The organism is Pseudomonas sp. FP2254 (assembly GCF_030687695.1).
Lineage (GTDB): Bacteria > Pseudomonadota > Gammaproteobacteria > Pseudomonadales > Pseudomonadaceae > Aquipseudomonas > Aquipseudomonas quebecensis.
In genome coordinates, this window is the sequence record NZ_CP117444.1 from 2,869,518 (window position 1) to 2,894,153 (window position 24,636).

Here is a 24,636-nt window from a genome sequence, read left to right on the forward strand (position 1 = left end):
CGCGGGGCAAGCCCGCTCGCCACAGGTTACTGGTTGCCCGTTCCGTCTCTTAACTGACCGGCATTGGGGCAAGCCCCCTCCCACATTTTTACTGGTCCTTGAATTGCGGCGCGCGTTTGGCCACAAATGCCGCCATGCCTTCCTTCTGATCCTGCGTCGCGAAGGCCGCATGGAATACCCGTCGCTCAAAGCGCACGCCTTCGGACAGGCTCACTTCGAATGCACGGTTCACGCTTTCCTTGACCATCATGCTGATCGGCACCGATTTGCCCGCAATCAGCGTCGCGACTTTCAAGGCCTCATCCAGCAAATCGTCGGCCGGCACGATACGTGCGACGATGCCACAGCGCTCGGCCTCCACTGCATCGATAAAACGCCCGGTCAGGCACATTTCCATGGCCTTGGCCTTGCCCACCGCGCGGGTCAGGCGTTGAGTACCACCCATACCCGGCAGCACACCCAGATTGATTTCCGGCTGGCCGAACTTGGCACCGTCACCGGCCAGGATAAAGTCGCACATCAACGCCAGCTCACAGCCACCACCCAGGGCAAAGCCGTTAACGGCGGCGATGATCGGCTTGCGGCGGTTGGCCACGCGGTCGCTGTCGCTGAACAGGTCGTCCATATAAATCTGCGGGTAGGTCAGCTCGGCCATTTCCTTGATATCGGCGCCGGCGGCGAAGGCCTTTTTCGAACCGGTCAGCACGATGCAGCCGATTTCCGGATTGGCTTCCAGGCCATCCAGGGCCTGGTTCAACTCGCTTACCAACTGTGCGTTCAGCGCGTTCAGCGCCTGCGGGCGGTTCAGGGTGATCAAACCGACCCGGCCTTGAACCTCAAGCAAAATAGTCTCGTAACTCATGTATCGGCTCCTTAGAGATTGCGTGAGATGACCATGCGTTGAATATCGCTGGTGCCTTCGTAAATCTGGCAGACCCGCACATCGCGATAGATGCGCTCCAGGGGAAAGTCGCTCAGGTAACCGTAACCGCCGAGGGTTTGCAAGGCGGCCGAACAGACTTTCTCAGCCATTTCCGAGGCGAACAGCTTAGCCATCGAGGCCTCCACCAGCGCCGGCTTGCCGCTGTCACGCAGGGCGGCGGCGTAATGCACCATCTGCCGCGCCACCGCGATCTGCGTGGCCATGTCCGCCAGGCGAAACGCTACGGCCTGATGCTCGATCAGCGCCTTGCCGAAGCTTTCGCGCTCGCGGGCATAGTCGCGGGCCGCCTCAAACGCAGCGCGGGCCATGCCCACCGCTTGTGCGGCGATACCTACGCGGCCGCCTTCAAGATTGGCCAGGGCGATTTTATAGCCCTCGCCCTCCTCCCCCAGGCGATTGGCCAGCGGCACCTTCAGGTCTTCGAACAGAATCTGGCAGGTGTCGGAAGCATGCTGGCCGAGCTTGTCCTCGACTCGCGCCACGCTGTAGCCCGGTGAGTCCGTCGGCACGATAAACGCGCTGATGCCACGCTTGCCCGCCGCCGGGTCGGTTACGGCAAACACAATCACCACCCCGGCGTTCTGCCCGGAGGTGATGAACTGTTTGCAGCCATTGAGCACGTAGTGATCGCCCTCCAGGCGCGCGCGGGTTTTCAGGCTGCTGGCATCCGAGCCGGCCTGGGGTTCGGTCAGGGCGAACGCGCCGAGCATGGCGCCGCTGGCCAGAGGCGTGAGGAACCGGGCCTTTTGCTGATCGTTGCCGAACTTGAGGATCGGCACGCAGCCCACCGAGTTATGCACGCTCATGATGGTGGAACAGGCGCCGTCACCGGCGGCGATTTCTTCCAGGGCCATGGCGTAGGCCAGGTAACCGGTGTCGCAACCGCCCCACTGTTCCGGCACCAGCATGCCGAAAAAGCCCAACTCGGCCATCTCGCCGATGGCTTCTTTGGGAAAGCGGTGCTCGCGGTCCCACTCGGCGGCGAAGGGTTTGAGGCGTTCCTGGGCAAATTGCCGGGCCGCATCGCTGATTTGCAGGTGTTCGTCATTGGGCAGCATGGTGCAGAGTCCTTAATACAGGCATTCGACGGCCATGGCCGTGGCTTCGCCACCGCCGATGCAGATAGCGGCCACGCCGCGCTTGAGGCCTTTTTGGCGCAGGGCTGCGAGCAGGGTCACGAGGATGCGCGCGCCGGACGCGCCGATCGGGTGCCCCAACGCGCAGGCACCGCCGTGGATATTGACCTTGGCATGCGCAATCTGCAGCTTGCTCATGGTCACCAGGGTCACCACGGCAAAGGCTTCGTTGATTTCAAACAGATCGACTTCGTCCAGAGTCCAGCCGGTCTTGCTCATCAGCTTGCGAATCGCCCCCACCGGCGCCACCGGGAACAATCCAGGCTCATCGGCAAAGGCCGCGTGCCCGTGGATCACCGCCAACGGCTTGAGGCCACGCTTGAGCGCCTCGGACTCGCGCATCAGCATTAGCGCCGCCGCGCCGTCGGAGATCGAGCTGGAGTTGGCCGCCGTCACCGTGCCGCCTTCGCGGAACGCCGGTTTCAACTGGGCGATCTTGTCCAATTTGGCCTTCGGCGGTTGCTCGTCGTGCAGGATGGTTTTCTGTTCCTTGCCCACCGTGACCTGGACCGGCACGATCTCGGCGGCAAAGTGCCCGTGGCTGATCGCCTCCTGGGCGCGGCCCAGGGACGCGATGGCGAAGGCGTCCTGGGCTTCACGGGTAAAGCCGTTATGCAGGGCGCACTCTTCGGCGAAGGTGCCCATCAGGCGGCCTTTGTCGTAGGCATCCTCCAGGCCGTCGAGGAACATATGGTCGAGCACACGGCCATGGCCCATGCGGTAACCGCTGCGGGCGCGGTCCAGCAGATACGGCGCATTGGACATGCTCTCCATGCCCCCCGCGATCACCACGTCGACGCTTCCGGCCGCCAGCGAGTCGTGGGCCAGGATGGTCGCCTCCATGCCCGAGCCGCACATCTTGTTGAGGGTGGTGCAGCGAGTGCCCTTGTCCAGCCCGGCGCCCAGTGCCGCCTGGCGCGCCGGCGCCTGACCGAGGCCGGCGGGCAACACGCAACCGAACAGCACTTCATCCACGGCATCGGTGGCGATGCCGGCGCGCTCGACCACTGCGCGGATCGCCGCAGAGCCCAGCTGCGGCGCGGTCAGGCCCTTGAGGTCGCCCTGAAACCCGCCCATGGGCGTACGTGCGGCGCTGACAATCACAATCGGATCGTTCATCGGTTGTCCTCCTTACTTGGCCGCCATGCGCAAGGCGCCGTCGAGACGGATCACCTCGCCATTGAGCATGCTGTTTTCAATGATGTGCCGCACCAGCGCGGCGTACTCGGCGGGTTTGCCCAGGCGCGGCGGGAATGGCACGCCGGCGGCCAGGGAGTCGCGTACTTCGGGGGGCATGCCGGCCATCATAGGGGTCTCGAAGATGCCGGGGGCGATGGTCATCACACGGATGCCAAAGCGTGCCAGTTCTCGGGCGGCGGGCAAGGTGAGGCTGGCAATCGCGCCTTTGGACGCCGCGTATGCAGCCTGGCCGATCTGCCCGTCGAATGCGGCGACCGACGCGGTATTAATGATCACGCCGCGCTCGCCCTCGGCATTGGCCTCGGTTTCAGCGATGGCCGCCGCCGCCAGGCGCAGCAGGTTGAAGCTGCCGATCAGGTTGACGTTGATGACCTGCGCAAAACTCGCCAGCCCATGAGGGCCGTTCTTGCCGAGGATCTTCTCGCCACGCACCACACCGGCGCAATTGACCAGCCCGTGCAGCCCGCCAAACGCCGCCACCGTGGCCTGCACCGCCGCTTCAGCCGCCGCTTCCTGGCTGATATCGGCGACCGTGCTGCGGGCGTTGTCGCCCAAGTGCCGGGCCTTGGCCGCCACGGCGTCGGCATTCAAATCCACCAGCATCACCTTGGCGCCGGCACCGACCAACATGTCGGCGGTGGCCGCGCCGAGGCCCGAAGCGCCGCCGCTGACCAGGAATACCTTGTTTTCAATCTGCATCGTTGTGTCCTTAAAAAGGGATCACGCCACCGCTGCTTGAGCTTTGGCGATTTCCTGATTACGCAAGATAAAACGTTGCAACTTGCCGCTGGGGGTCTTGGGCAAGTCACTGACGAATTCGATTTCCCGTGGATAGGCATGCGCGGCCAGGCGCTGGCGCACATGCAGGCGCAGTTCTTCGGCCAGTTCCGGCGTGGCGCGGTATTGCTCGTTGATCACCACGAACGCTTTGACCAACTCGGTGCGCTCCGGGTCGGGTTTGCCGACCACCGCCGCCTCGATCACCGCCGGGTGCTCGACCAGCGCACTTTCCACGTCGAACGGGCCCACGCGATAACCGGAAGTGGTAATCACGTCGTCACTGCGTCCGACAAAACTGATGCTGCCGTCCGGGTTCAGCTCCACGGTGTCGCCGCTGAGGTAGTACTTGCCGACAAAGGCCTTGGTCTTGACGCCTTCGTAGCCGGCGAACCAGCACATCGGCGACTGCTCGCGGTCGATGGCCAGGATGCCGGGCTGGCCGGCGGGTAATTCCTGGTACGCCTCGTCCAGCACCACGATTCGGTGCCCCGGCGACGCGAACCCGGCGGAGCCGACGTGCACCGGATGAGCCAGGCCATGGTGATTGCACAGCACCATGCCCAACTCGGTCTGGCCATAGTGGTCGTGGATGGTCACGCCGAGGTTGTCGGCGAACCAGCGGATCACCTCCGGGTTCAGCGGCTCGCCGGCACTGCTGACAATGCGCAGTTTGCCCTTGATCGACCGGGCGAACTGCTCGCCGCCGGCAATCAGCAAACGGTAGGCGGTGGGAGAACCGGTGAGGTTGGTGATCCCGTATTTGTTGATCACCCGGCAGGTACTCTCCAGGGTGAACGGGCCGTCGTAGAAGGTAATCGGGTGGCCCATGGACAGCGGCCCGGTCACGCCGAAATAGATGCCGTAGGCCCAGCCCGGATCGGCGACGTTCCAGAACGCGTCTTCGGGCCGCAGGTCGACGGCGTCGCGGGTGTAGCTCTGGAATGCGACAATCGCCTTGAGCGGCACCGACAGTGCTTTGGACGGGCCGGTGGTGCCCGACGTAAACATCAGCAGGAACGGTTCCTCCGCGCTCAGCAGCACCGGCTCGCAGAGGTTGGAATACGTGGGGAGCTCGGCCCAGAAACTGAAGTCGCCGCGCACGATGCCTTCGCCCTTGGGGCCGGCGACCGTGACGATAAGGGGGCAACCCTGCACCTCGGCGAGCTTGGGCCGGTTTACCGCGTCGGTAACCACCAGCGCCGCGCCGGAGCTGTTCAAACGGTGTTCAATGGCCTTGGGGCCGAACGCGGTGAACAGCGGCTGGTACACCGCGCCGATGCGCCAGGTGGCCAGCACCACCACCAGCAACTCCGCCGTGCGTGGCAGCAGACCGGCGACCTTGTCGCCGCGCTTCACACCTTGGGCCAGGAGGAAATTGGCGAAGCGTGCCGCCTGGTCCTGCAGGTCGGTAAAAGTGACGGTGGCGCTGCGCCCGTCCTTGCCCTCCCAGAACAGCGCGATGCGCCCCGGCAACGCGTAACGGTCGCAGCATTCGACGCAGGCGTTCAGGCCCTGCAGGCTGCCGGCCAGAGTGGCCTCGACGGTGAGCGGATAATCAAATTCGGTGGTGGCGGCCAAATAGTCACGCATCGCTTGGAATCCTTCGGTCGTTTTTATTTTCAGGACGTTTTTTTACGACAAGCACCGCGGAAATAGTCGCTCCAGCGCGCTTCACCAGCAATGGTCAAAGCTTTCAACATGGCTGACTGTTTTGGCCAATGCCGCGTTTGATCATAGACCGCGCCGATGAAGCGGTCGGCCCAAGCGATTGGACGCCCTGCCCGTCAGCTTCTACCCTGACGAGCTGCGCCACCTGAGAAGCTCCCGCCCGATGATCGTGCGTCCCAAGCCCAACCTGCTGGGTATCCTGTTTTCCCTCAAGGGGTCGCTTGCCAAGCGCATTGCCTTGCGCAGCCTGCTGGTGACGTTGCTCGCGTCGGTGATCGTGCTGGTGGAAACCCTGCACCCGGCGTACTTCTCCAAGGTCAATGCCACCCCCTTCACCTTGCTCGGGCTGTCGCTGTCGATCTTCATGAGTTTTCGCAACAACGCCTGCTACGACCGCTGGTGGGAAGGCCGCAAGCAACTGGGTCAAATGGTGATCGAAGTGCGCTCGCTGATTCGGCAAACCCAGGTGCTGACCGATACGTCTGAGCGAGCGCACGTGTTGCGCGCTGTGTGTGGCTTCGCCCACGGCTTGATCGCGCGTCTGCGCCATGAAGACGAAGCCTCGGCCATACAACCGTGGACGCAGGCGCAGGCCGACCACCCGAACCTGCCCGATCAAGTGCTGCAGCAGGTGGGCGCGCGCTTCAGCGAACTGGCCGGGCGCGGCGCAATCAGCGAATGGCGCTACACCCAGTGGGAAACTCGCCTGGTCAGCCTGAGCCAGGTGCAGGCCGCGTGTGAGCGGATCAAGCACACGCCGCTGCCCTTCCCTTACACGCTGCTGCTGCACCGCACCATCTACCTGTTCTGCATCCTGCTGCCCTTCGCCATGGCCGAACCCCTCGGCTGGCTGACGCCGGTATTCACCGCCATTGTCAGCTACACCTTTTTCGGCCTCGACGAAATCGGCGATGACCTGGAAGACCCGTTTGGCTTTGACGAGAACGATCTGCCCTGCAACGCGATCCTGCGCACCCTGGAGCGCGAGGTGCTGGCCGCCCTCGGTGTGACGCAGCTGCCGCCGGCCTTGGAGCCGGTGGAATACGTGCTCACCTGATGCGGGTTTGACACCTGCCGTGGTCTGGTCGAAGCTTGCGGCTTTAAACGAGCTGCCCACGCTTTCGGACGCCTGCATGTCAAAGTCACGCCGTTACGCCCTCGTCGGCCTGTGCGCCCTGTTGTTTATCGGACTGATCATTGGGTATTTCACCCACACCCCCCAAGTGGCCGTGCCGCCTGCCATTGCCAAAGGCTATTCGAAAGCGTTGAAACAGGCGCATAACGGCGAGCCCGGCGCAGCGCGCGTGCTGTACCAGCAACTCGCGCGCCCGGACCTGTCGCCGGAACGCCGTGCCGCGTTGCATGCCGAATTGCCCAACTACCCCAGCCCCCAGGCGCTGAAGCTGGCGGATAAGGACCTGGCTCACGAGGCACCGCTGGTGCGCGAGGCGGCGATCCACAGCATCGTCGGCCTGGTGCCCAGCGGCCAGCGCACCCTGTTGCTCGGTCCGCTGCTGGATGACCCGGAGCAACGCGTTCGTTTTGCCGCCGCCAATGCCCTGCTCGGCCTGTCGCCCGACGCCCTGGGCCTGTATTTCGGCCCGCTGCAACAGGTGCTGGACGAATACGTCAAACACCTTAAGGCCCAGCCCGAAACCGCTGAAGGCTGGATTCAATTGGCGCGCCTGTACATCCACAGCGCGCTGCTGCCCGAGGCGCAGAATGCGCTGGAACAGGCCACACGCCTGCAGCCGGACAATCTGCCGGCGGTGGTGGCGCAGATCGAGTTGCTCGACAAACAGGGCAAGACCGACGAATCGCGGCAACTGTTGGCCCGGCAATTGGCGGCGCATCCGGAGTCGGCTTACCTGCAGCACGCCCTCGGCCTGTGGCTGCTGCACCATGGCGAGCGCACGTATGCGTTGCTCGGCCTGTCCAAAGCGGTAGAGCTGGAACCGGATAATCAGGATTACCGCTACGACCTGGCCACCACTCTGCACGCCCAGCAGGAACTGGAAGCTGCCCAGCGCCAGTTGGAAGAAATCGTCCAGCGCCACCCGGCCAACCGCAAGGCGCGCGTGTTGCTGATCAACTACTGGAAAGAGAGCGGCCAGTTGCAGAACGTGCAGGTATTGCTGGCCCAGCTCGAACAACAGAACCCGGATGACCCGGCGCTGCAGCAAGGCCTGTAAGGCTTATACAAAAAGTTGGAAAAAAAGCCGCAGTCGCGCACAAACCCGCGCAAAACGTTGAACCCCCGCAACAGCCAACGGTCAAGTGCTTAAGGCGCGCCCGAACGGGTGCGCACATCTCCTCGTATGTGACCTGAGGGCACTTCTTGTCTACATCTAAAGCGTTGTTAACCGAAAAAGCAGCCATCGGCATTGAAGGTCTCGACGACATTCTTTCCGGTGGGTTGTCCCGCAGCCATTTGTTTCTGCTCGAAGGTGAGCCAGGGACCGGCAAAACCACCGTAGCCTTGCATTTTCTGCAGGCCGGCGCGAAAAACGGTGAAACATCGTTGTACATCACCCTGTCCGAAACCGAGCGTGAGCTGCGCCAGGGTGCCAAGTCCCACGGTTGGGACCTGGACGACAATATCCATATCTTCGAATTGACCCCGCCCGAGAGCCTGCTCAACGCCGAGCACCAGCAGAGCCTGCTGTACTCCTCGGACCTGGAACTGGGTGAAGCGACCCGGCAGATTTTCGAAGTGGTCGAGCGTGTCAAGCCAACCCGCGTGGTGATCGACAGCCTGTCCGAGATCCGCCTGCTTGCCCAGAGTTCGCTGCGTTATCGCCGGCAAATCCTGGCCATCAAGCATTACTTCGTGCGCTATGACGCCACGGTGCTGCTGTTGGACGACCTGACCACCGAATCCCTGGACAAGACCGTGCACAGCGTCGCCCACGGCGTGATCCGCCTGGAAGAACTGACCCCCAACTATGGCGCCGAACGCCGCCGCGTGCGCGTGGTGAAGTACCGCGGCCAGAAATACCGCGGTGGGTTCCACGATTTCACCATCATGGGCGACGGCATTCATGTGTTCCCGCGCCTGGTGGCGGCCGAGCATCGTGGCGGTTATGTGCGCCAGACCCTGAGCAGCGGCATCCACGAACTGGATGCGTTGATGGGCGGCGGTGTCGAGACCGGCTCCAGCAGCCTGATTCTGGGTCCGGCGGGCACCGGCAAATCGCTGATTTCGATGATCTTCGCCGCCGCCGCGGTAGAGCGTGGGGAAAAGGCCGCGCTGTTTATCTTCGACGAAGAGCTGGGGCTGCTGTTCGAACGCATGCGCAATATGGGCATTGACCTTGTCGCGCTGCAAGCGACCGGAAACCTGCTGATCGAACAGGTGGACGCCGCCGAGCTGTCGCCTGGTGAGTTTTCCCACCGCGTGCGACGTTGCGTGGATGAGCGCGGGATCAAGACCGTGGTGATCGACAGCATCAACGGCTATCAGGCCGCGATGCCTGAAGAAAACGCCTTGATCCTGCATATGCACGAGCTGTTGCTGTACCTCAACCGGCGTGGCGCGGCGACGTTCATGACCGTCGCGCAACATGGCCTGGTTGGCGACATGCAGGCGCCGGTCGACATTACTTACCTGGCCGACACCGTGATCCTGCTGCGTTACTTCGAAGCACAGGGCAAAGTGCGTCGCGCCATCTCCATCATCAAGAAACGCACGGGCACCCATGAGTCGACCATTCGCGAGTATCGCATCAGTCACCAGGGCATGACCGTCGGTGAACCGCTGGCCAACTTCCAGGGCGTCCTGCGTGGCATTCCTACCTACATGGGCGCCGGTTCGCCTTTGTTGAAGGAAGAGGGAGAGTGACGGCCCTGGCACCCGCCTCCGAGCGCGCTATCGTTCTGGCGCCTCTGGGCCGCGACGGCACCTTGGCGCTGATGATGCTCAACGAAGCCGGCTACAGCGGCATCATTGCCAGCAATCTCATGGCGCTGTGCGAGGCCCTGGAAGAAGGTGCCGGCCTGTTGATCATCGCCGCCGAAGCCTTGCGGGGGGTCGATCTGGAGCCATTGCTGGAGCACTTGCATCGTCAACCGGCGTGGTCGGACCTGCCCATCGTACTGCTGACTCACCACGGCGGCAGCGAGCAGAACGGTTCGTCGGACCTCAGTGGCTTGCTGGGTAACGTGACCTTCCTCGAGCGGCCGTTCCATCCGGTAACGTTGATCAGCCTGGTCAGCGCAGCCCTGCGTGGGCGACGCCGCCAGTACGAGGCCCGCGATCGCTTGATCGACCTCAGCGCCAGCGAACTGCGCCTGCAGCGCACCCTGGAAACGCTTGAGCAACAGGTCGAAGAACGTACCGCGCAGTTGCGCAGCAATGAAGAGGCGTTGCGCCAGTCCCAGAAGATGGAAGCGGTCGGTCAGTTGACCGGCGGCATCGCCCATGACTTCAACAACATGCTCACCGGTATTATCGGCAGCCTGGAATTGCTGCGCCGGCGCGTGGCCCGCGGCAAGCTCGACGACCTTGACAGCCTGATCGACCTGGGCGTGACTTCCGCCAACCGGGCGGCGGGGCTGACCCACCGGCTCCTGGCGTTTTCCCGCCGCCAGTCCCTGGATTCCAAACCGGTGCAGATCAATCGACTGGTCACCTCCATGGGCGAGTTGCTGCAACGCAGCATTAACGAAAGCATCAGCCTGGACATGCGCTTGAGCGAGCAACTATGGACCGCCGAAGCCGACCCCAACCAGCTGGAGAGCGCCCTGCTCAACCTGGTGATCAATGCGCGGGATGCCATGCCCAATGGCGGCCGACTGACGGTGGAAACCAGCAACCGCCACCTCGACAGCGTGTTCACCGCCGCCTACGGCTCACTCACGCCCGGCAACTACGTGGAGTTGAGCGTCAGCGACACCGGGTGCGGCATCCCCGAAAGTGTCATGGGCCGGGTGTTCGATCCGTTCTTCACCACCAAGCCGATTGGCCAAGGCACCGGGCTCGGGCTGTCGATGATCTACGGCTTTGCCCGCCAATCCCGGGGTCACGTGATCATTCACAGCGAAGTCGACAAAGGCACCACAGTCAGCCTGTTCCTGCCACGCTTCGTCGGCGAAGTGGTCGCCGATGAAGCGAGCAATCCGACGCTGCTGCCGTTCGCCAACGAAGGCGAAACGGTACTGATCGTCGAGGACGACGCCGCAGTGCGCGTGCTGGTCAGTGCGGTACTCAAGGAACTGGGCTATGCCTACGTCGAGGCCGGCGATGCCAACACCGCCGTGCCGATCATCGAGTCGGACCAGCGTATCGACCTGCTGATCAGCGACGTTGGCCTGCCCGGCATGAACGGCCGGCAACTGGCCGAAATCGGCCGGCAGATCAGGCCAGACCTCAAGGTGCTGTTCATTACCGGTTATGCCGAGCATGCGGCGGTGCGCGGCGGGTTCCTGGAGCCTGGGATGCAACTGATCGCCAAGCCCTTCACGTTTGATCTGTTGACGGCCAAGGTGCGGGAGATGATCCGGGCGTAATCGACGCAGCGTCAACATGCCGCAACATTCGACCCGTGGCATCGTGGAACGGTCCTACAAGTAACGGTTACTCAGCAATAGGTCCGCGCGCTCTGCGCTGAGTTATTTCTGAACGCCAGCGAGTTACTTGCCTATGATGATCTCTTCCCTTCGAACGTTACTCACCCAGCCCGTCGAGGCTCAAGCCCCAACGCAGCTCGCTGTACGCGAGCCACCGGTCGGGCGCGCGGCCCAGGTGAACCTTGGGCAACCGCCCCAAGGGGTGCAGGGCATGTCCGGCGACAACGAAATGGCCTTTCGTTATGCCAAAACGCTGCTACAGATCACCGGCGAACTGGAGAAGGACGATGCGATCATGGTCGAAGCAATGCCCATGCACTCGACGTTCGGACAATGGTGGAAGCAATTGGGAAGCGCGATGCAGTCCCCCGAAGTGCTCGATTGGATAAGACGCGTGGGCGCAGACCCTGACAGCATCAGGATCAAGACGGATACCGGTCAGGTGTTCTACCAGCCGAAAAATCGCGGACCTAAGCCGCCACAGCGCGTAGTAGTCGGTCCGGAAAATAAGGATTGGGCAACGGTCAGCGGGCCGCTGATGATGGCAGGACGTGCCATTTCCAACTTCTTCGTTTTCAAACCACCGTTGACCGAGCACAGCGACAGCGCGCCGCTGAAGCTGGTGCGCAACTTCTACTCACAACCGGGCACCAACTACCCGACGCAAGCGCAAGAGCAAGCCGTGCAGCTGGAACGTGATCTGACCTTCGTCAGAGATTGGGACCGCGACCCGGCTGTCGATGCCGCACGCAGCGACGAGGCGCTCAATGAACAGAAACGGGTACTGGGCGACAACAGTAACCTTTACTTCCTGCAGGGCGAGTTGCGCCACCTCAGCAGTGGCCTCGACTCCGGCAGTGTTTTGAGTGACGAAGTTGTTGATTATCTGCAGCGCACCCGACTTGATATCCATCCCGACTCTACCTGGGGGCAGGCCTTCGCCCCGCAGACTGGCGCGAAGGTCAGCCTCAACGATTACATCCTGAAAAATGGCTGGGACCTTCCCACCAACGCCGAGCAATTGCAAAACCTCTTGGACGCGCTGCCCAAGACGCTGGAGAAAGGCCCGGCGCTTGGTGACTACAGCGGCGCGTTGTCCTGGCCCATGCCTCTTGACGAACAGAGCCAACTGACACTGCGCAGTATGCTGCGGCACGCTACCGTGGGTGATCTGGATGTAAGCCCCTACAAGAACGTTCTTGAGTACTTGCTGCACGGCGCTTCATTGGAACCCTCGCAACTGGCCAATCCCCGCCGAGTTCTCGACAGACTGATTCAATCGCCCAAGGGACAGGCGCTTGGCCTGGCTATCCAAGCCAGGTTCGAGGCCAACTCGATCAAAGGCAGCGTTAATGACTGGCTATTGGCGGCCTTGAGCCAGGATACGGACGCCCCCGCGCCCAACGCGCCGTCAACCCGAACCCGGGTGGCCGGTTTCAACCTGGCCGGCGACCAACACTGGGGCAGGCCCGCTTCACAGGTCGTCACGCGCCTGGCCGAACACCTGGAAACCACCGGCCGCTCGTCCTCGCCCGAGAAGGCGCGCTTACAGGCGCATCTGTTGCTGTCATCAAGGGCCCCGGAGTTTCTGGTCAAGGGGCTGCCCGAGCAACTGCTCTACGGCTCACATGGCTGGGTCAGTTTCGCCACCGCCGTGGCGCGTATCGAATCTGCAACGCCCGGTGCAACAGCAGACATGTCCCACTCCCAGGTGATGACTTGGGCGAGCACGGCGCCTGTCACGCAAACGCAACGCAAGGTCGAATGGGAGGCGCAGAACACTGCGCTCAAGGACTGGGGCGTGGCCAATGGCGTGATCGAATCGAACCCGCACGATGTGTATAACGATGGGCAGATGCAACGGGTGCGCAGCGCCTTCAATGAGCAGATCCGAGCATTGAAGCAGGCGTCCGAGGCCCGTAGCAGCGATATGCCTGATTTACACAAACGAACGGATGACTATTTGAGAGCGACATTAGGCCCGGATGTCGACCTGGAAGCGAAGGTCATCCAGCTCTCCCCGGCACATGTGGATTTTCCGGGGCCATACTCAATCAAGGACCTCTATCTGAAGGAGCGGTTGTTCTCGTTGCCCGGAAAATCTTCCGGGCTCGATAACTTCAAGGGTGGTCGTTTCTATCCGTTCATTTCGGCTCAGCAGACAATTACTCAAACGTCGGGCTCCGACTACCGCTGGGTCTCGCTCAGCGACAAGCTGGATATTGCTGACGTGGCCAGTAAGTTGAAGGAGGGGCCTGACCTCATCGGCGCGTTCAGGCAGGACATTTCAACTTATGCGAAGGCAATGGAAAAAAGCGTCGAAGTCGGTATCAACTTCAACCTCTCGCAATTGCCGCTCGAGGAACAAAAAGACCTTCAATATGGCGCGCTGAGCGTATTCCGGGAGGTCGGCGTCAGGCGGGACAACTTCGGCGGGACTACCCGGCGAGTAGGTAACGGCGCTTCGAACGAACCCGAACCCACGGAGTTGATCTTCCGTACTACACGCAATGCGCACACCCGGCACTACCAGATCAACGTAGATGGGACAATCAAACAGCGCCCCGACTTGGGATTGTTCGAGCCTGGACGGCAACCCCCGGTCCACACGCACTTTCATTACGACATGGTGTCGGTAGAGCTATCGGCCGATGGCCTCGACAGCGCTCCAGGCCTGACCGAGGAAACCCCGCCTGACGAGCGAACGCCACAGAGTTTTAACAGTGACCGAACCAAGGCGATTGCGCGCACGGTCACGCAGGAACTGGATCTGGTCAATAAAATCCAGCAACAAGGCCAGGTGCTGACCACCTTTGACCAGGAAGTGCCTACCTACAAACAAATCCAGGAAGTTGTACTTAACCTGATCCCCTTTTATTCGGCGATCGTCAGTTTTTCAAAAGGTGACATCGGCGGCGGAATCACGGACCTGGCCTTTGATGCGTTGGGCTTTTTGACGGCCGGCGCCGGCGTTGTAGGCAAGGGCGCAAAAGTGCTGCGTAGTGCGGCCAGTGGGTTGAGCAAAGCGTCCAGACTCACCGGAATTATCGGCCGCGCGGCTATCGGGGCGATCAACCCGCTGGACGGCGTGGCAGATCTGGCCCGAGGAGCAGTCAAATCGGTGCGACGTGGATACGACGCCACACGCGCAGGCTTCAAGCAAGTGCGCGGGGCCCTAACCAAAGTTGACGCCTTGGCCCTCGCGAAGACGCCGGGGATCGCCCAGGGTGGGATCAAGTCGTCCAACGCAATCGACGAGCTGGCGTTATTTGCCCGGCTGGATGAAAAGACGGGCAACTGGCATGCCATTAACACAGCAACGCGGCAGCCGTTCGGCCCGGCACTCAAGGGTTTCGAACCCAAAGTGCTTTCCAGTGCAGAGCTGAGTGACAATCTGGTCGCGTTGTTCAAAAAGTTGGATAAAGAGCCTCAGTTGGATATCTGTTACGCCACCGCCTTGCGCACTGCTCAAGCCGACAAAAAAATCACCGACACCGCATTCAACAAGATCATCCCCGAAGTCCTCAATGGCGGATCGGAGCGCTATAACCAGGTCATGAAAATTGGCCCCGGCACGCGCAAAACTAGTTTCAATGCCGCCGATATCACCGAATCAGGCGTCATGACCTTTGTGAGTCGAGGCGGCTACAACAAAGATAAAATTGTTCATGCCGTCTACCTTCAGAAAGCCCCGGACGGCCAACTGCACCTCTATCAGTCAAACTCACATGCACTGGATCACGCCCTTGGTGGTACAAAACAGGTGCCCAACACCGCAGGTAAAGCCAACGTCTACCCACTTGGCGCGGAGCAACAGGCGGGCATTCAAGAGTTCATGGACACGGGCGCGGGCTTTGACATAGTGTTCACACCCTCCAGCACCCTGGAATCCAGTATCAGGGGCGTGCTTGCCTGAGCATAGGTATACCTATCTTCAGTGATACCTAACCTGGGGAAATGAGGGTTTTGTGGTGGTGAACCGGCTTGCTCACCACCAAAAACTGTCAGGCGCGCAACGTTTTTGCAGCGCCCGGGAGCCCTTGAAATTTGCAATGGTGTGCTTGTAGCACAGTGCGCTGCCATGCAGCGTGTAGAGGTCTCGTTGCAGGATATTGGCCAGCAACCGCGCCGAATTTCAGCAGAAGAAATCCGTCGGCCGATTTTCAATCGTCTTGAATTTACTGAACCGTTGGCATTCAGCGGCGCCTGACAAGCGCCGCGCCACTCACGCCAGCAGGCGCTGGATATGTTCCTGCAGCGTATCCAGATCGAACGGCTTGGCCAGCACCGGCGCATTGCGCGTGATCGGGCTGTTGCAGTCGTGGATTTCCTGGGGGTAGCCGCTGATGAAGATGACTTTCAACTCCGGCCGCAGCTTTAACGCCGGCTCGGCGATCTGCACACCGGAAATGCCACCCGGCAGGCGGTAATCGGTGACCATCAGGTCCAAGTGCGGTTTGGTGGCCAGGATTTCGAAGGCCTGTTCACCATTGATCGCCTTCAAGACCCGATAACCCAGGCCCGCCAGGTACTCACCCAACACAAACATAATGGATTCGTCGTCTTCGACGATCAGTACGACATCTTGTGCATCTTCACTCATGGGAAGCCTTTGTCCGGTCAATTGCTGCAACTACGACCATAGGGTCACGCAGAAGGTTGCGTCGAGGTGACGATTGATTTCACGCCGTGGGTTCAAGGGGCAGGCACACCCGAAACAGGGCGCCCTCGCCTATCCGGCTCTCGACTTCGATGGTGCCGCCATGGGCCGCGACGATCTGCTCTGAGATGAACAATCCAAGGCCCAGCCCCGCCGCTACCTGGCTGGCGGAGACGCGCTCGAACTGCTGGAAGATGCGCTTCTGGTTTTCCTCGCTGATGCCGATCCCACGGTCGCGCACTTCGACCCGCGCTTCGCCGTGTTCGCGATACACCCGCACATCCACCGGGCTCTTGGCCCCGTAGCGCAGCGCATTGGTGAGCAGATTGGTGATCACCTGCTCGATACGGAACTCATCCCAGTTGCCCACCACCGGCCCTTCGGCCGACAGCTGCATGGACGATTCGGCGGCGGCCACTTGCGGCGCGAAGTTTTCCACCAGGTTGCTGACCAGTTGCGCCAGGTCGAAACGCGCCGGGCGGATCGACAACTTGCCGGTGCGAATGCGCGATACATCGAGCATGTCTTCGATCAAACGGATCAGGCTGCGGATCTGACGCTCATCGCGGTCGACCATGGCGTGCATCTTGTCCAGGGTGAATGCGGCCGCGTTGTCCCGCGCCAGGTGCATCTTGCGCAGCTGGGTCTCCAGGATCAGCCCGTTGAGCGGGGTGCGTACCTCATGGGCGACGATCGACATAAAGTCATCGCGCATGCGCACCGCCTGCTCCAGCTCGGCCTGGGTGGCCTGCAGACGGTTGAGCAACAGCTCCTGCTCGCGGCGGCTGCGCTCCAGCTCTTCAACCTGCAGTTTCATCGCCTTGCTCTGGCGATACAGGTCGACAAACACGTTGACCTTGCTCTTGACCGCATGGATATCCAGCGGTTTGTGCAAAAAGTCCACGGCGCCGCTTTCATAGCCCTTGAACGCGTAGTTCAGTTCGCGCCCGGCGGCACTCACAAACACGATGGGAATGTTCTTGGTCTTCTCGGTGCCGCGCATCAGCTCGGCCAATTCAAAACCATTCATGCCGGGCATCTGTACATCGAGAATCGCCATGGCGAACTCATGCTCGAGCAACAGGGACAACGCTTCGTCGGCGCTCAATGCCTTGAAGACCTGGCGATCCTCGCGTTTGATCAACGCTTCGAGGGCGAGCAGGTTTTCCGGCAGATCGTCGACGATCAGCAGCTTGGCCTGGACGGTACTTAACATGGGGTAGATTCCAGCAAAACCAGCAATGAGCCAATCCGGCCCAGAGTCAGAATATGGTCAGGTGTCTGCAACGCCAGGGCTGCACGGGGCATGACGTCCACGCGTGCTTCCTCAGGGTCCTGTACAACGGTGATGCCGTGCTGCTGTTTAACGTAGGCCAGGCCGCGTGCGCCGTCCTGGTTGGCGCCGGTGAGCAGGATCGCCAGCAGGCCGGAGCCATACGCGTCCGCCGCCGAGGTGAACAGAAAATCGATGGACGGGCGCGAGTGATGCACGCGTTCTTCCTGGCTCAGGGACAGGCTGCGGTCCTGCTCCACCGACAGGTGGTAGCCGGGACCGGCGAAGTACAACGTGCCGGGCTCGATGGCTTCTTTGTCGCGGGCCTCGCGCACCGGGATACGCAGCCGCCGCGCGAACACTTCCGCCAGTTGACTGCGGCGCTCATCCGGCAAGTGCAGCACCGCAATGATGGGCAGCGCGAAGCCTTGGGGCAGCTCGCCGAAAATACTCAGCAACGCCTCCACGCCACCGGCAGACGCGCCGACGACAATGGCTTCAATCCCGCGAATCGGGCTGGCTGCGGCGTCGTTCATGATTTGCGGTAGATCCGTTCCTGCTTGACCAAGGGTTCGAAGTGCTTGCTGTAGCCAGAAAAATCCAGGGTTTCCTTGCTGCCGAGCACCAGGAAGCCGCGATGGCACAGCGACTCATGAAACAACCCAAACGCCCGGTCCTGCAATTTTTTATTGAAATAAATCAGTACGTTGCGACAAGAAATTAATTGAGTTTCTGAAAATACGCTGTCGGTGGCCAGGCTGTGGTCGGCGAACGTCACGTTCTCCCGCAGCGTTTTATCGAAGATCGCGTAATCGTAAGCCGCGGTGTAGTAGTCGGCAAACGAACGCTGCCCTCCGGCCTGTTGATAATTGCTGGTGTAGGCCCGCACGTTCTCCAGGGAGAAAATGCCCTGTTTGGCTTTATCCAGGGACGCCGGGTTGATGTCGGTGGCGTAGATAATCGTACGCTCCAGCAGGCCCTCTTCACGCAACAGGATAGCCATGGAGTACACCTCCTCCCCCGTGCTGCAACCGGCGATCCAGATCTTGATCGACGGGTAAGTCTTGAGCAGCGGCACCACTTCCTGGCGGATCGCCAGGAAGTGCGACGGGTCGCGAAACATCTCGCTCACCGGGATCGTCAGGAACTGCAATAACTGCATGAACGCCGCCGGGTCATGCAGCACCCGCTCCTGCAGCGCGGAAATGGTGGCGCAGTCGAACTGGCGCATGGCATGGGCCACGCGTCGTTTGACCGACGCCCCGGAGTAGTCGCGAAAGTCATAGCTGTACTTGAGGTAAATCGCCTCGATCAGCAGGCGCAGCTCAATATCGCTGCTTTTTTCCAAAAAACTTCGCTCCACTTAAATGCGTTCCATCTTCGGCAGCCATACGCGAATCAACGAGAACAGACGATCCAGGTCGATCGGTTTGGCCAGGTAATCATTGGAGCCCGCCGCGAGGCAGCGCTCCTGGTCATCTTTCATGGCCTTAGCGGTCACGGCGATGATCGGCAGCTTTTTCCAGCGTGGGTCCTGGCGAATCAACGCCGTGGCCTCGTAACCGTCCATCTCCGGCATCATGACGTCCATCAGCACCAGATCGATGTCCTCGACTTCATTGAGACGGTCGATGGCTTCACGGCCGTTACGCCCGATCACCACCACCGCGCCTTTGTGCTCCAGGGCGCTGGTCAGGGCGAAGATGTTACGCACATCGTCGTCCACCAACAGAATCTTGCGACCCTCGAACACCTTGTCGCGGCTGCGGGCGGTCTTGAGCATCTTCTGGCGCTCATGGGACAGCTGGGATTCGACTTTGTGCAGAAAGAGTGTGACTTCGTCCAACAGACGCTCCGGCGAGCGCGCGCCCTTGATGATGATCGAGCGCGAATATTTACGCAGCTCGGCTTCTTCATCGCGAGTCAGGTTGCGCCCGGTGTAGACGATTACCGGCGGGAACGAACAAATGTCCTCGGTGGCCATGCGCTTGAGCAGCTCGTTGCCCAGCATGTCCGGCAGCTTGAGATCGATGATCATGCAGTCGTAGACGTTGTTGCGCAGCAGTTCCAGGGCTTCCTGGGCGAAGCCGACGGCGGTGATTTCGATGTCATCGTCGCCGATCAGGCGGGCGATGCTGTCGCGCTGCAGGTCGTCGTCCTCCACCAGCAGCACACGCTTGACCTTTTGCGTCAGTTTGGCTTCCAGGCGCGCAAACACGTCCTTGAGCTCTTCACGGGTGGTGGGCTTGACGGCATAACCGATGGCGCCCATGTGCATGGCGGCTTCGACACGGTCTTCCACGGAAATGACGTGCACCGGGATATGGCGGGTATTGGCGTGTTCCTTCAGACGCTGCAGCACGGTCAAGCCGGAATGGTCCGGCAGGCGCATGTCGAGCAGGATCGCATCGGGAATGTACTGCTCGGCCAGGTTGTAGCCTTCGTCGGCCCCGTGGGCGACCAGGCACTGATAGCCCAGCTCGTGGGCCAGGTCGAACAGAATCCGCGCGAAGTTCGGCTCGTCTTCTACGACCAGGATGCAGCGCGTGGTGAACGGGGCCTTGTCGCGGTCGTCGGCAAAGCGTGGGATCTGCTCCGCATCGGCCACCGGCAACGGCGAGACCTTGACGGGGGCCGGTGCGGGCGCTGCAACCACTGGGCGCGGCGCCTCCTCGGTGGCGGCGTCCCGCGGGCGCTCTTCATACTGCTCCGGCAGTACCAGGGTAAACACGCTGCCCTTGCCAGGCTCACTGGTCACCTGGATCGAGCCGCCGAGCAGGGTCGCCAGGTCGCGGGAGATCGACAGCCCCAGGCCGGTACCGCCGTAACGTCGATTGGTGGTGCCGTCGGCCTGGCGGAAGGCTTCAAAGATGCTTTCCTGCTGGTCCAGGGCAATGCCGATGCCGGAATCGCGCACGCTGAACACAATGCCGCCTTCGGCGGCGCCGGACACCGACAGGCTTACCTGGCCCTGCTCGGTAAACTTGATTGCGTTGGACAGCAGGTTCTTGAGGATCTGCTCCAGGCGCTGGCGGTCGGTGAACAGCATGGCGGGAGCGCCCTCCTGCACCTCCACCTGGAAGCCCAGCTTGCGATCGGCCGCCAGCGGTTCGAACATCCCCCGCAGACCGTCCACCAGGCGCGCCACGCTGGAGGTTTCCGGGCGCACTTCCAGTTTGCCGGCTTCGACCTTGGAAATATCGAGGATGTCATTGATCAGATTGAGCAGGTCGTTGCCCGCCGAATAGATCGACTCGGCAAATTTGACCTGCTCGGCGCTCAGGTTGTCCTGGGGGTTTTCCGCCAGCAGTTTGGCCAGGATCAGCGAGCTGTTGAGCGGCGTGCGCAGCTCATGGGACATGTTGGCGAGGAACTCGGATTTGTACTTGCTTGAACGCTGCAGTTCTTCGGCGCGGTCTTCCAGTTCCAGTTGGGCCTGGTTGAGCTCGATGTTCTTGCGGTCCATGGCGTCGCGCTGCTCGGCCAGGGTCTGGGTCTGTTCGGCCAGTTGCTCGTTGGTCTGCTCCAGTTCGGCCTGCTGGGTTTCCAGATGGGCCTGGGACTCCTTGAGGATGCGCGACTGTTCTTCGAGCTCTTCGTTGGCGGTCTTGAGTTCTTCCTGCTGCACTTGCAGCTCTTCGTTGAGCTGCTGCGTCTCGGCCAGCACTTCCTGCAGGCGCTGGCGATAACGCGCGGCCTCGATGGAGGTGCCGATGTTGCCGGCGATCAGTTCCACCAGTTCCACGTCGCGCTCCTGCAGCGGACGCAGGAAGCCCAGCTCGACGACGCCGTTGACGCGATCATCGTCGCTGGTGGGCATCACCAGCACACTGCGGGTGGTGCCTTCACCCAGGCCCGAGCTGACCTTGAAGTAGTCCACCGGCACATCGTCCAGACGGATCAAGCGATCGAGCTGCGCGGCCTGGCCGACGATGCCCTCGTCGCTGTAGATCGCTTGCTCCTGCTGCTCCTGCTCGCGGGAAAAGCCGTAGGTTGCAATGCGCTTCAGACCGCCGTGCTCTTCGCGCACATACAGTGCCCCGACCGCCGAGCCCATGTATTGGGCGAAAAACTGCAGGATATTGCGACCCAGCATGTTCAAGGTCAGTTGGCCCAACACCTGCTCGGCCAGTTCGGTCTGGCCATTGCGCAGCCATGCTTGCTGTTCCAGACGCCGTGCGATCTTCTGTTGTGACGCGAGGTTTGCGCTGTAACTTACTGAAAGTGAGACTAGATTTTTTCTGCCGATATACGCGAGAAAGGCGCTCAGGCCCAGCACGAATACCAGGTAAAGGCCTACGCTTGCCACCGTGGTGCGGGTGACGTCGGCGTTACGGGCGATGCGGAACTGTTGCTCCATGGCCACCGCATCGTCGTATTCCTTGCGAATCTCGTCGGTCAAGCGTTTGCCCCGCCCGGCCTTTACCGCGCTGCGGTAGTCGCCGCTCTGGCGCTGCATATCAATCATCGACTGGGCGTACTTGTTCCACTCCAGTTGCAACGCTTCCAGGCGCTTGAGGCGGTCGACCTGCTGCGGGTTGTCGGCCACCAGCTCCTGCAGGTTATGCAGGTCCGCAATGATGCGCGGCTTGGCCACTTCGTACGGGTCGAGGAAATGCTCGTCCCCGGTGATCAGGAAGCCGCGCATGCCGGTTTCCAGATCGACCGTCAGCTTTGACGTCTCATTGAGGTTGTTGATGACCCGGTCGGTGTGCTCCACCCACTGGATCACCGAGAGCAAATAGGTGATCAGGCACACAAAAAACACCGCGCTGAGCACGCCCACACCCAGGGGCAATGCCACGTTTCTGCTCAGCAGGGTACGGAAGCTCTTTTCATCGACGGACGAAGCGGGAGTCATGGGCATGCCTTGGCCAAATACGGAAAAACCGGGAGTTTGCCCCAAAGTTGCGCTTGAACGCCATTTTTCTGATGGCATCGGTTCACCAAGGCGCGGCCAGTGCCGTAAAAACGCCTGTCGGAACCCAACTCCGGAATGGCCAAATTCACCACCTTGCAGTCAATGCAGGAGGGGATGGAAAAGGTCCTTAACAGCGGAGGCATTGCCGCTACGCTATCGCCTTACGGCAGCAAGCGCGGGGCGCGGGAGTTTTACGTCAGTACGTTTGATGTGGCCGACTTGAGCGCAGCCAACGTCAAGAAACCCGCGTTACAAGCGATCCTGGACGAGGCTTTGTAAAACCTGCGTACCTGAGCAGGAGACATTACTGGCCGGTATCGTCACAATGCGCCGGCCAGGGGAACTTGCCTGGATCAAAAAGACTCACTAGTGACGCGTCTTGTTGAATTCTATGACCTGCTTTCTTTCTTCTCAGGAACTTCCACTATGCCCCTACCCCCGTCCACCATCCTGGTTGTCGAAGACGACAACATCGTGCGCATGCTGATTGTCGATGTGCTCGAAGAACTGGAGTACGTGGTGATCGAGGCGGCGGATGCGGCGGCAGCACTCAAGGTGGTCAGCGACAAGGGCCAGGTCATCGACCTGATGATGAGCGATGTGGGCCTGCCGGACATGGACGGCAAGGAGTTGGCCAAAGAGGTCCGCGCACTGCGCCCTGGTCTGCCGATCCTGTTTGCCAGCGGCTATGCCGAACATATCGGCGCCCCCGCCGATATGCACGTGATTGGCAAACCGTTTTCCATCGATCAATTGCGTGACAAGGTCAAATCAATCCTTTCTTCTGTTTGAGCTGGCTTCTCCATTGAATGCCGCCCTTTCGGGCGGCATTTTTGTATCGGGCAACGAGAGATTTACGTGACCTTGGGCAAATAAAATCGGAAACTCTGCGCGTTCCCATATCCTTTGAAAAAATCGTCAAGAGCCTCAAAAGGACGCGACAACATGATCAGAAAACCGACGCGCCTGCTGTTGGCGAGCCTCTCGATACTCCTGAGCAGCGGCGCCTGGGCCGATTTCACCGCCACCCCGAGCGAAGCGCGGGCCATCGCCAAGGAAGCCTACCTGTACGGGTTCCCGGTGGTGGAAATGTACAAGACGCTCTACACCCAGGCCGTTGACAAAGGCGGCGCCAACTTCAAGGCGCCGTTCAACCATATCGGCAATACAGCCCAGGTGTTCACGCCCAAGGACACCGCATTCGTCACCCCGAACTCCGACACGCCCTACTCGTTCGTGTGGATGGACCTGCGCCGCGAACCGTTGGTGCTGACCCTGCCCAAGATCGACGACAACCGTTACTACTCGGTGCAGTTGATCGACCTCTATACGCAGAACTTCGCGTACCTGGGCACGCGCAGCACCGGCAACAACGGTGGCCACTACATGATCGCCGGGCCGGATTGGAAAGGTCAGCAACCGGTGGACATCGACCGTGTGGTCTACAGCGAGAGCAACATCGCTTATGCGCTGTACCGCACGCAGTTGTTCGACGAAAAAGACCTGAGCAAGGTCAAGCAGATTCAGAGCGGCTATAAAGTCCAGCCGCTGAGCAGCTACGTCAAGCAACCTGCACCGGCCAGCGCGCCGAAGGTCGAGTGGCCCAAACCCACCGCCACCATGAGCGACAGCCCGCAACTGTTCCGCTACCTGAATTTCATGCTGGCGTTCGCCGCGCCCCAGGACAGCGAGAAAGACCTGCTGGCGCGCTTCGCCAAAATCGGCATCGCCCCCGGCGCGCCGTTCAAGCTCAACCAGCTCAGCGCCGAACAGCGCAAGGCCCTGGAAGACGGGATTGCCGACGGCAAGGCTGAGTTTGCCGCGTTCAAGAAAGACAAAATAGACACCCGCCAAGTGCCAAGCGGCGACCTGTTCGGTAGTCGTGATCGCTTGCAGAACAACTACCTGTACCGCTACGCCGGTGCGAATCTGAGCATTTTTGGCAATTCAACCGATGAAGCCGCGTACCTGGAGTATCTGGTCGACAGCGAAGGCAAGCCCGCCAATGGCGCCCGCCATAGCTATACCGTGCACTTCAACAAGGATCAACTGCCGCCGGCGGATGCGTTCTGGTCGCTGACCATGTACGACGCCAGGACAAAGCTACTGGTACCCAACCACAAGAAGCGCTACCTGATCAACTCGCGCATGTTGCCTGGTCTCAAGCTCGACGCTGATGGAGGTCTGACCCTGGCCCTGCAGCATCACGAACCGCCCAAAGCCGAACAGAGCAATTGGTTGCCGGCTCCCCCCGGGCCTTTTTATGCCGTACTGCGAATCTACCTGCCCAAGCCTGAGGTGGGTAGCGGTCAGTGGAAATTGCCGCCGTTGACACCGCTCAAGTGATACCGCGCGCGGTCCAGCCAGGGGCGGGCCGCGCGCGCCGATTTGCAGCGATCCGGCACACTACAAAGCGTTAAGCAGTGTCCTTACTACTGCTGGCTTACTGGCCAATGAAACAGGTAAGGTGCGCGCGATTCTTCACGG

General features: G+C 61.1%; 18 protein-coding genes. 8 read left to right on the forward strand and 10 right to left on the reverse strand.

Annotated features, from left to right (window positions below; genetic code table 11):
• Nucleotides 1-88 precede the first annotated feature (88 nt).
• The 5 genes from PSH94_RS13175 to PSH94_RS13195 are packed head-to-tail and all read right to left on the reverse strand — an operon-like array spanning nucleotide 89 to nucleotide 5,649.
• Nucleotides 89-862: an enoyl-CoA hydratase gene (locus PSH94_RS13175; protein ID WP_181077644.1), complete on the reverse strand. Its 774-nt coding sequence runs from the start codon at nucleotides 860-862 to the stop codon at nucleotides 89-91.
• A gap of 11 nt (nucleotides 863-873) precedes the next feature.
• Nucleotides 874-2,001, reverse strand: coding sequence for an acyl-CoA dehydrogenase (locus PSH94_RS13180; RefSeq protein WP_181077646.1), 1,128 nt, complete (start codon nucleotides 1,999-2,001; stop codon nucleotides 874-876).
• Between the two features lie 12 nt (nucleotides 2,002-2,013).
• A complete protein-coding gene (locus PSH94_RS13185) occupies nucleotides 2,014-3,198 on the reverse strand; it encodes an acetyl-CoA C-acyltransferase (RefSeq protein WP_181077648.1) in 1,185 nt (394 codons plus the stop codon).
• 12 nt (nucleotides 3,199-3,210) lie between these two features.
• A complete protein-coding gene (locus PSH94_RS13190; protein WP_266249398.1) occupies nucleotides 3,211-3,978 on the reverse strand; it encodes an SDR family NAD(P)-dependent oxidoreductase in 768 nt (255 codons plus the stop codon).
• Nucleotides 3,979-3,999: 21 nt separating this feature from the next.
• Complete coding sequence (locus PSH94_RS13195; RefSeq protein WP_285428212.1) at nucleotides 4,000-5,649, reverse strand: AMP-binding protein; 1,650 nt, start codon at nucleotides 5,647-5,649, stop codon at nucleotides 4,000-4,002.
• A 241-nt stretch (nucleotides 5,650-5,890) separates the two neighbouring features.
• On the opposite strand from PSH94_RS13195, the gene PSH94_RS13200 reads away from it, so the two are divergent.
• From PSH94_RS13200 to PSH94_RS13220, 5 genes are all read left to right on the forward strand, one after another.
• Nucleotides 5,891-6,784: a bestrophin family protein gene (locus tag PSH94_RS13200; RefSeq protein WP_305434716.1), complete on the forward strand. Its 894-nt coding sequence runs from the start codon at nucleotides 5,891-5,893 to the stop codon at nucleotides 6,782-6,784.
• 76 nt (nucleotides 6,785-6,860) lie between these two features.
• Entirely contained in the window at nucleotides 6,861-7,919 is a 1,059-nt protein-coding gene (locus PSH94_RS13205) for a tetratricopeptide repeat protein (protein WP_181077656.1), read from the forward strand.
• Nucleotides 7,920-8,065: 146 nt separating this feature from the next.
• Nucleotides 8,066-9,568, forward strand: coding sequence for an ATPase domain-containing protein (locus PSH94_RS13210; protein WP_305434719.1), 1,503 nt, complete (start codon nucleotides 8,066-8,068; stop codon nucleotides 9,566-9,568).
• On the forward strand, nucleotides 9,565-11,235 hold the full coding sequence (locus PSH94_RS13215) for an ATP-binding protein (RefSeq protein ID WP_305434721.1): 1,671 nt from the start codon (nucleotides 9,565-9,567) through the stop codon (nucleotides 11,233-11,235). Before PSH94_RS13210 ends, PSH94_RS13215 begins: the two co-directional genes overlap by 4 nt.
• 271 nt (nucleotides 11,236-11,506) lie before the next feature.
• Nucleotides 11,507-15,211 carry a hypothetical protein gene (locus PSH94_RS13220; RefSeq protein WP_305434723.1) on the forward strand — a complete coding sequence of 1,235 codons (3,705 nt, stop codon included), beginning with the start codon at nucleotides 11,507-11,509 and terminating at the stop codon, nucleotides 15,209-15,211.
• Nucleotides 15,212-15,520: 309 nt separating this feature from the next.
• On the opposite strand, the gene PSH94_RS13225 is transcribed toward PSH94_RS13220, so the two are convergent.
• The 5 genes from PSH94_RS13225 to PSH94_RS13245 form a co-directional block, all read right to left on the reverse strand.
• Nucleotides 15,521-15,898 carry a response regulator gene (locus tag PSH94_RS13225; RefSeq protein ID WP_181077663.1) on the reverse strand — a complete coding sequence of 126 codons (378 nt, stop codon included), beginning with the start codon at nucleotides 15,896-15,898 and terminating at the stop codon, nucleotides 15,521-15,523.
• A 79-nt stretch (nucleotides 15,899-15,977) separates the two neighbouring features.
• Nucleotides 15,978-17,171, reverse strand: coding sequence for a hybrid sensor histidine kinase/response regulator (locus tag PSH94_RS13230; protein WP_181077665.1), 1,194 nt, complete (start codon nucleotides 17,169-17,171; stop codon nucleotides 15,978-15,980).
• Nucleotides 17,165-17,764 carry a chemotaxis protein CheB gene (locus PSH94_RS13235; RefSeq protein ID WP_305434725.1) on the reverse strand — a complete coding sequence of 200 codons (600 nt, stop codon included), beginning with the start codon at nucleotides 17,762-17,764 and terminating at the stop codon, nucleotides 17,165-17,167. The genes PSH94_RS13230 and PSH94_RS13235 overlap by 7 nt, the downstream gene beginning before the upstream one ends.
• The gene (locus tag PSH94_RS13240) at nucleotides 17,761-18,591 is read right to left on the reverse strand and encodes a protein-glutamate O-methyltransferase CheR (RefSeq protein WP_370694730.1); all 831 of its coding nucleotides are present in this window, start codon (nucleotides 18,589-18,591) and stop codon (nucleotides 17,761-17,763) included. Before PSH94_RS13240 ends, PSH94_RS13235 begins: the two co-directional genes overlap by 4 nt.
• Nucleotides 18,592-22,089 carry a response regulator gene (locus PSH94_RS13245; protein ID WP_266249409.1) on the reverse strand — a complete coding sequence of 1,166 codons (3,498 nt, stop codon included), beginning with the start codon at nucleotides 22,087-22,089 and terminating at the stop codon, nucleotides 18,592-18,594.
• Nucleotides 22,090-22,224: 135 nt separating this feature from the next.
• Here PSH94_RS13245 and PSH94_RS13250 point away from each other — a divergent pair, with 135 nt between their 5' ends.
• From PSH94_RS13250 to PSH94_RS13260, 3 genes are all read left to right on the forward strand, one after another.
• A complete protein-coding gene (locus PSH94_RS13250) occupies nucleotides 22,225-22,428 on the forward strand; it encodes a hypothetical protein (RefSeq protein ID WP_181077673.1) in 204 nt (67 codons plus the stop codon).
• A gap of 147 nt (nucleotides 22,429-22,575) precedes the next feature.
• Complete coding sequence (locus PSH94_RS13255; RefSeq protein ID WP_181077675.1) at nucleotides 22,576-22,941, forward strand: response regulator; 366 nt, start codon at nucleotides 22,576-22,578, stop codon at nucleotides 22,939-22,941.
• Nucleotides 22,942-23,094: 153 nt separating this feature from the next.
• Nucleotides 23,095-24,495 carry a DUF1254 domain-containing protein gene (locus PSH94_RS13260; RefSeq protein WP_305434726.1) on the forward strand — a complete coding sequence of 467 codons (1,401 nt, stop codon included), beginning with the start codon at nucleotides 23,095-23,097 and terminating at the stop codon, nucleotides 24,493-24,495.
• The last annotated feature ends 141 nt before the right edge of the window (nucleotides 24,496-24,636 follow it).

Coding starts and splice junctions, on each gene's coding strand:
- PSH94_RS13175 (WP_181077644.1), bottom strand. CDS start 862: ATGAGTTACGAGACTATTTTGCTTGAGGTTCAAGGCCGGGTCGGTTTG.
- PSH94_RS13180 (WP_181077646.1), bottom strand. CDS start 2,001: ATGCTGCCCAATGACGAACACCTGCAAATCAGCGATGCGGCCCGGCAA.
- PSH94_RS13185 (WP_181077648.1), bottom strand. CDS start 3,198: ATGAACGATCCGATTGTGATTGTCAGCGCCGCACGTACGCCCATGGGC.
- PSH94_RS13190 (WP_266249398.1), bottom strand. CDS start 3,978: ATGCAGATTGAAAACAAGGTATTCCTGGTCAGCGGCGGCGCTTCGGGC.
- PSH94_RS13195 (WP_285428212.1), bottom strand. CDS start 5,649: ATGCGTGACTATTTGGCCGCCACCACCGAATTTGATTATCCGCTCACC.
- PSH94_RS13200 (WP_305434716.1), top strand. CDS start 5,891: ATGATCGTGCGTCCCAAGCCCAACCTGCTGGGTATCCTGTTTTCCCTC.
- PSH94_RS13205 (WP_181077656.1), top strand. CDS start 6,861: ATGTCAAAGTCACGCCGTTACGCCCTCGTCGGCCTGTGCGCCCTGTTG.
- PSH94_RS13220 (WP_305434723.1), top strand. CDS start 11,507: ATGTCCGGCGACAACGAAATGGCCTTTCGTTATGCCAAAACGCTGCTA.
- PSH94_RS13225 (WP_181077663.1), bottom strand. CDS start 15,898: ATGAGTGAAGATGCACAAGATGTCGTACTGATCGTCGAAGACGACGAA.
- PSH94_RS13230 (WP_181077665.1), bottom strand. CDS start 17,171: ATGTTAAGTACCGTCCAGGCCAAGCTGCTGATCGTCGACGATCTGCCG.
- PSH94_RS13235 (WP_305434725.1), bottom strand. CDS start 17,764: ATGAACGACGCCGCAGCCAGCCCGATTCGCGGGATTGAAGCCATTGTC.
- PSH94_RS13245 (WP_266249409.1), bottom strand. CDS start 22,089: ATGACTCCCGCTTCGTCCGTCGATGAAAAGAGCTTCCGTACCCTGCTG.
- PSH94_RS13250 (WP_181077673.1), top strand. CDS start 22,225: ATGGCCAAATTCACCACCTTGCAGTCAATGCAGGAGGGGATGGAAAAG.
- PSH94_RS13255 (WP_181077675.1), top strand. CDS start 22,576: ATGCCCCTACCCCCGTCCACCATCCTGGTTGTCGAAGACGACAACATC.
- PSH94_RS13260 (WP_305434726.1), top strand. CDS start 23,095: ATGATCAGAAAACCGACGCGCCTGCTGTTGGCGAGCCTCTCGATACTC.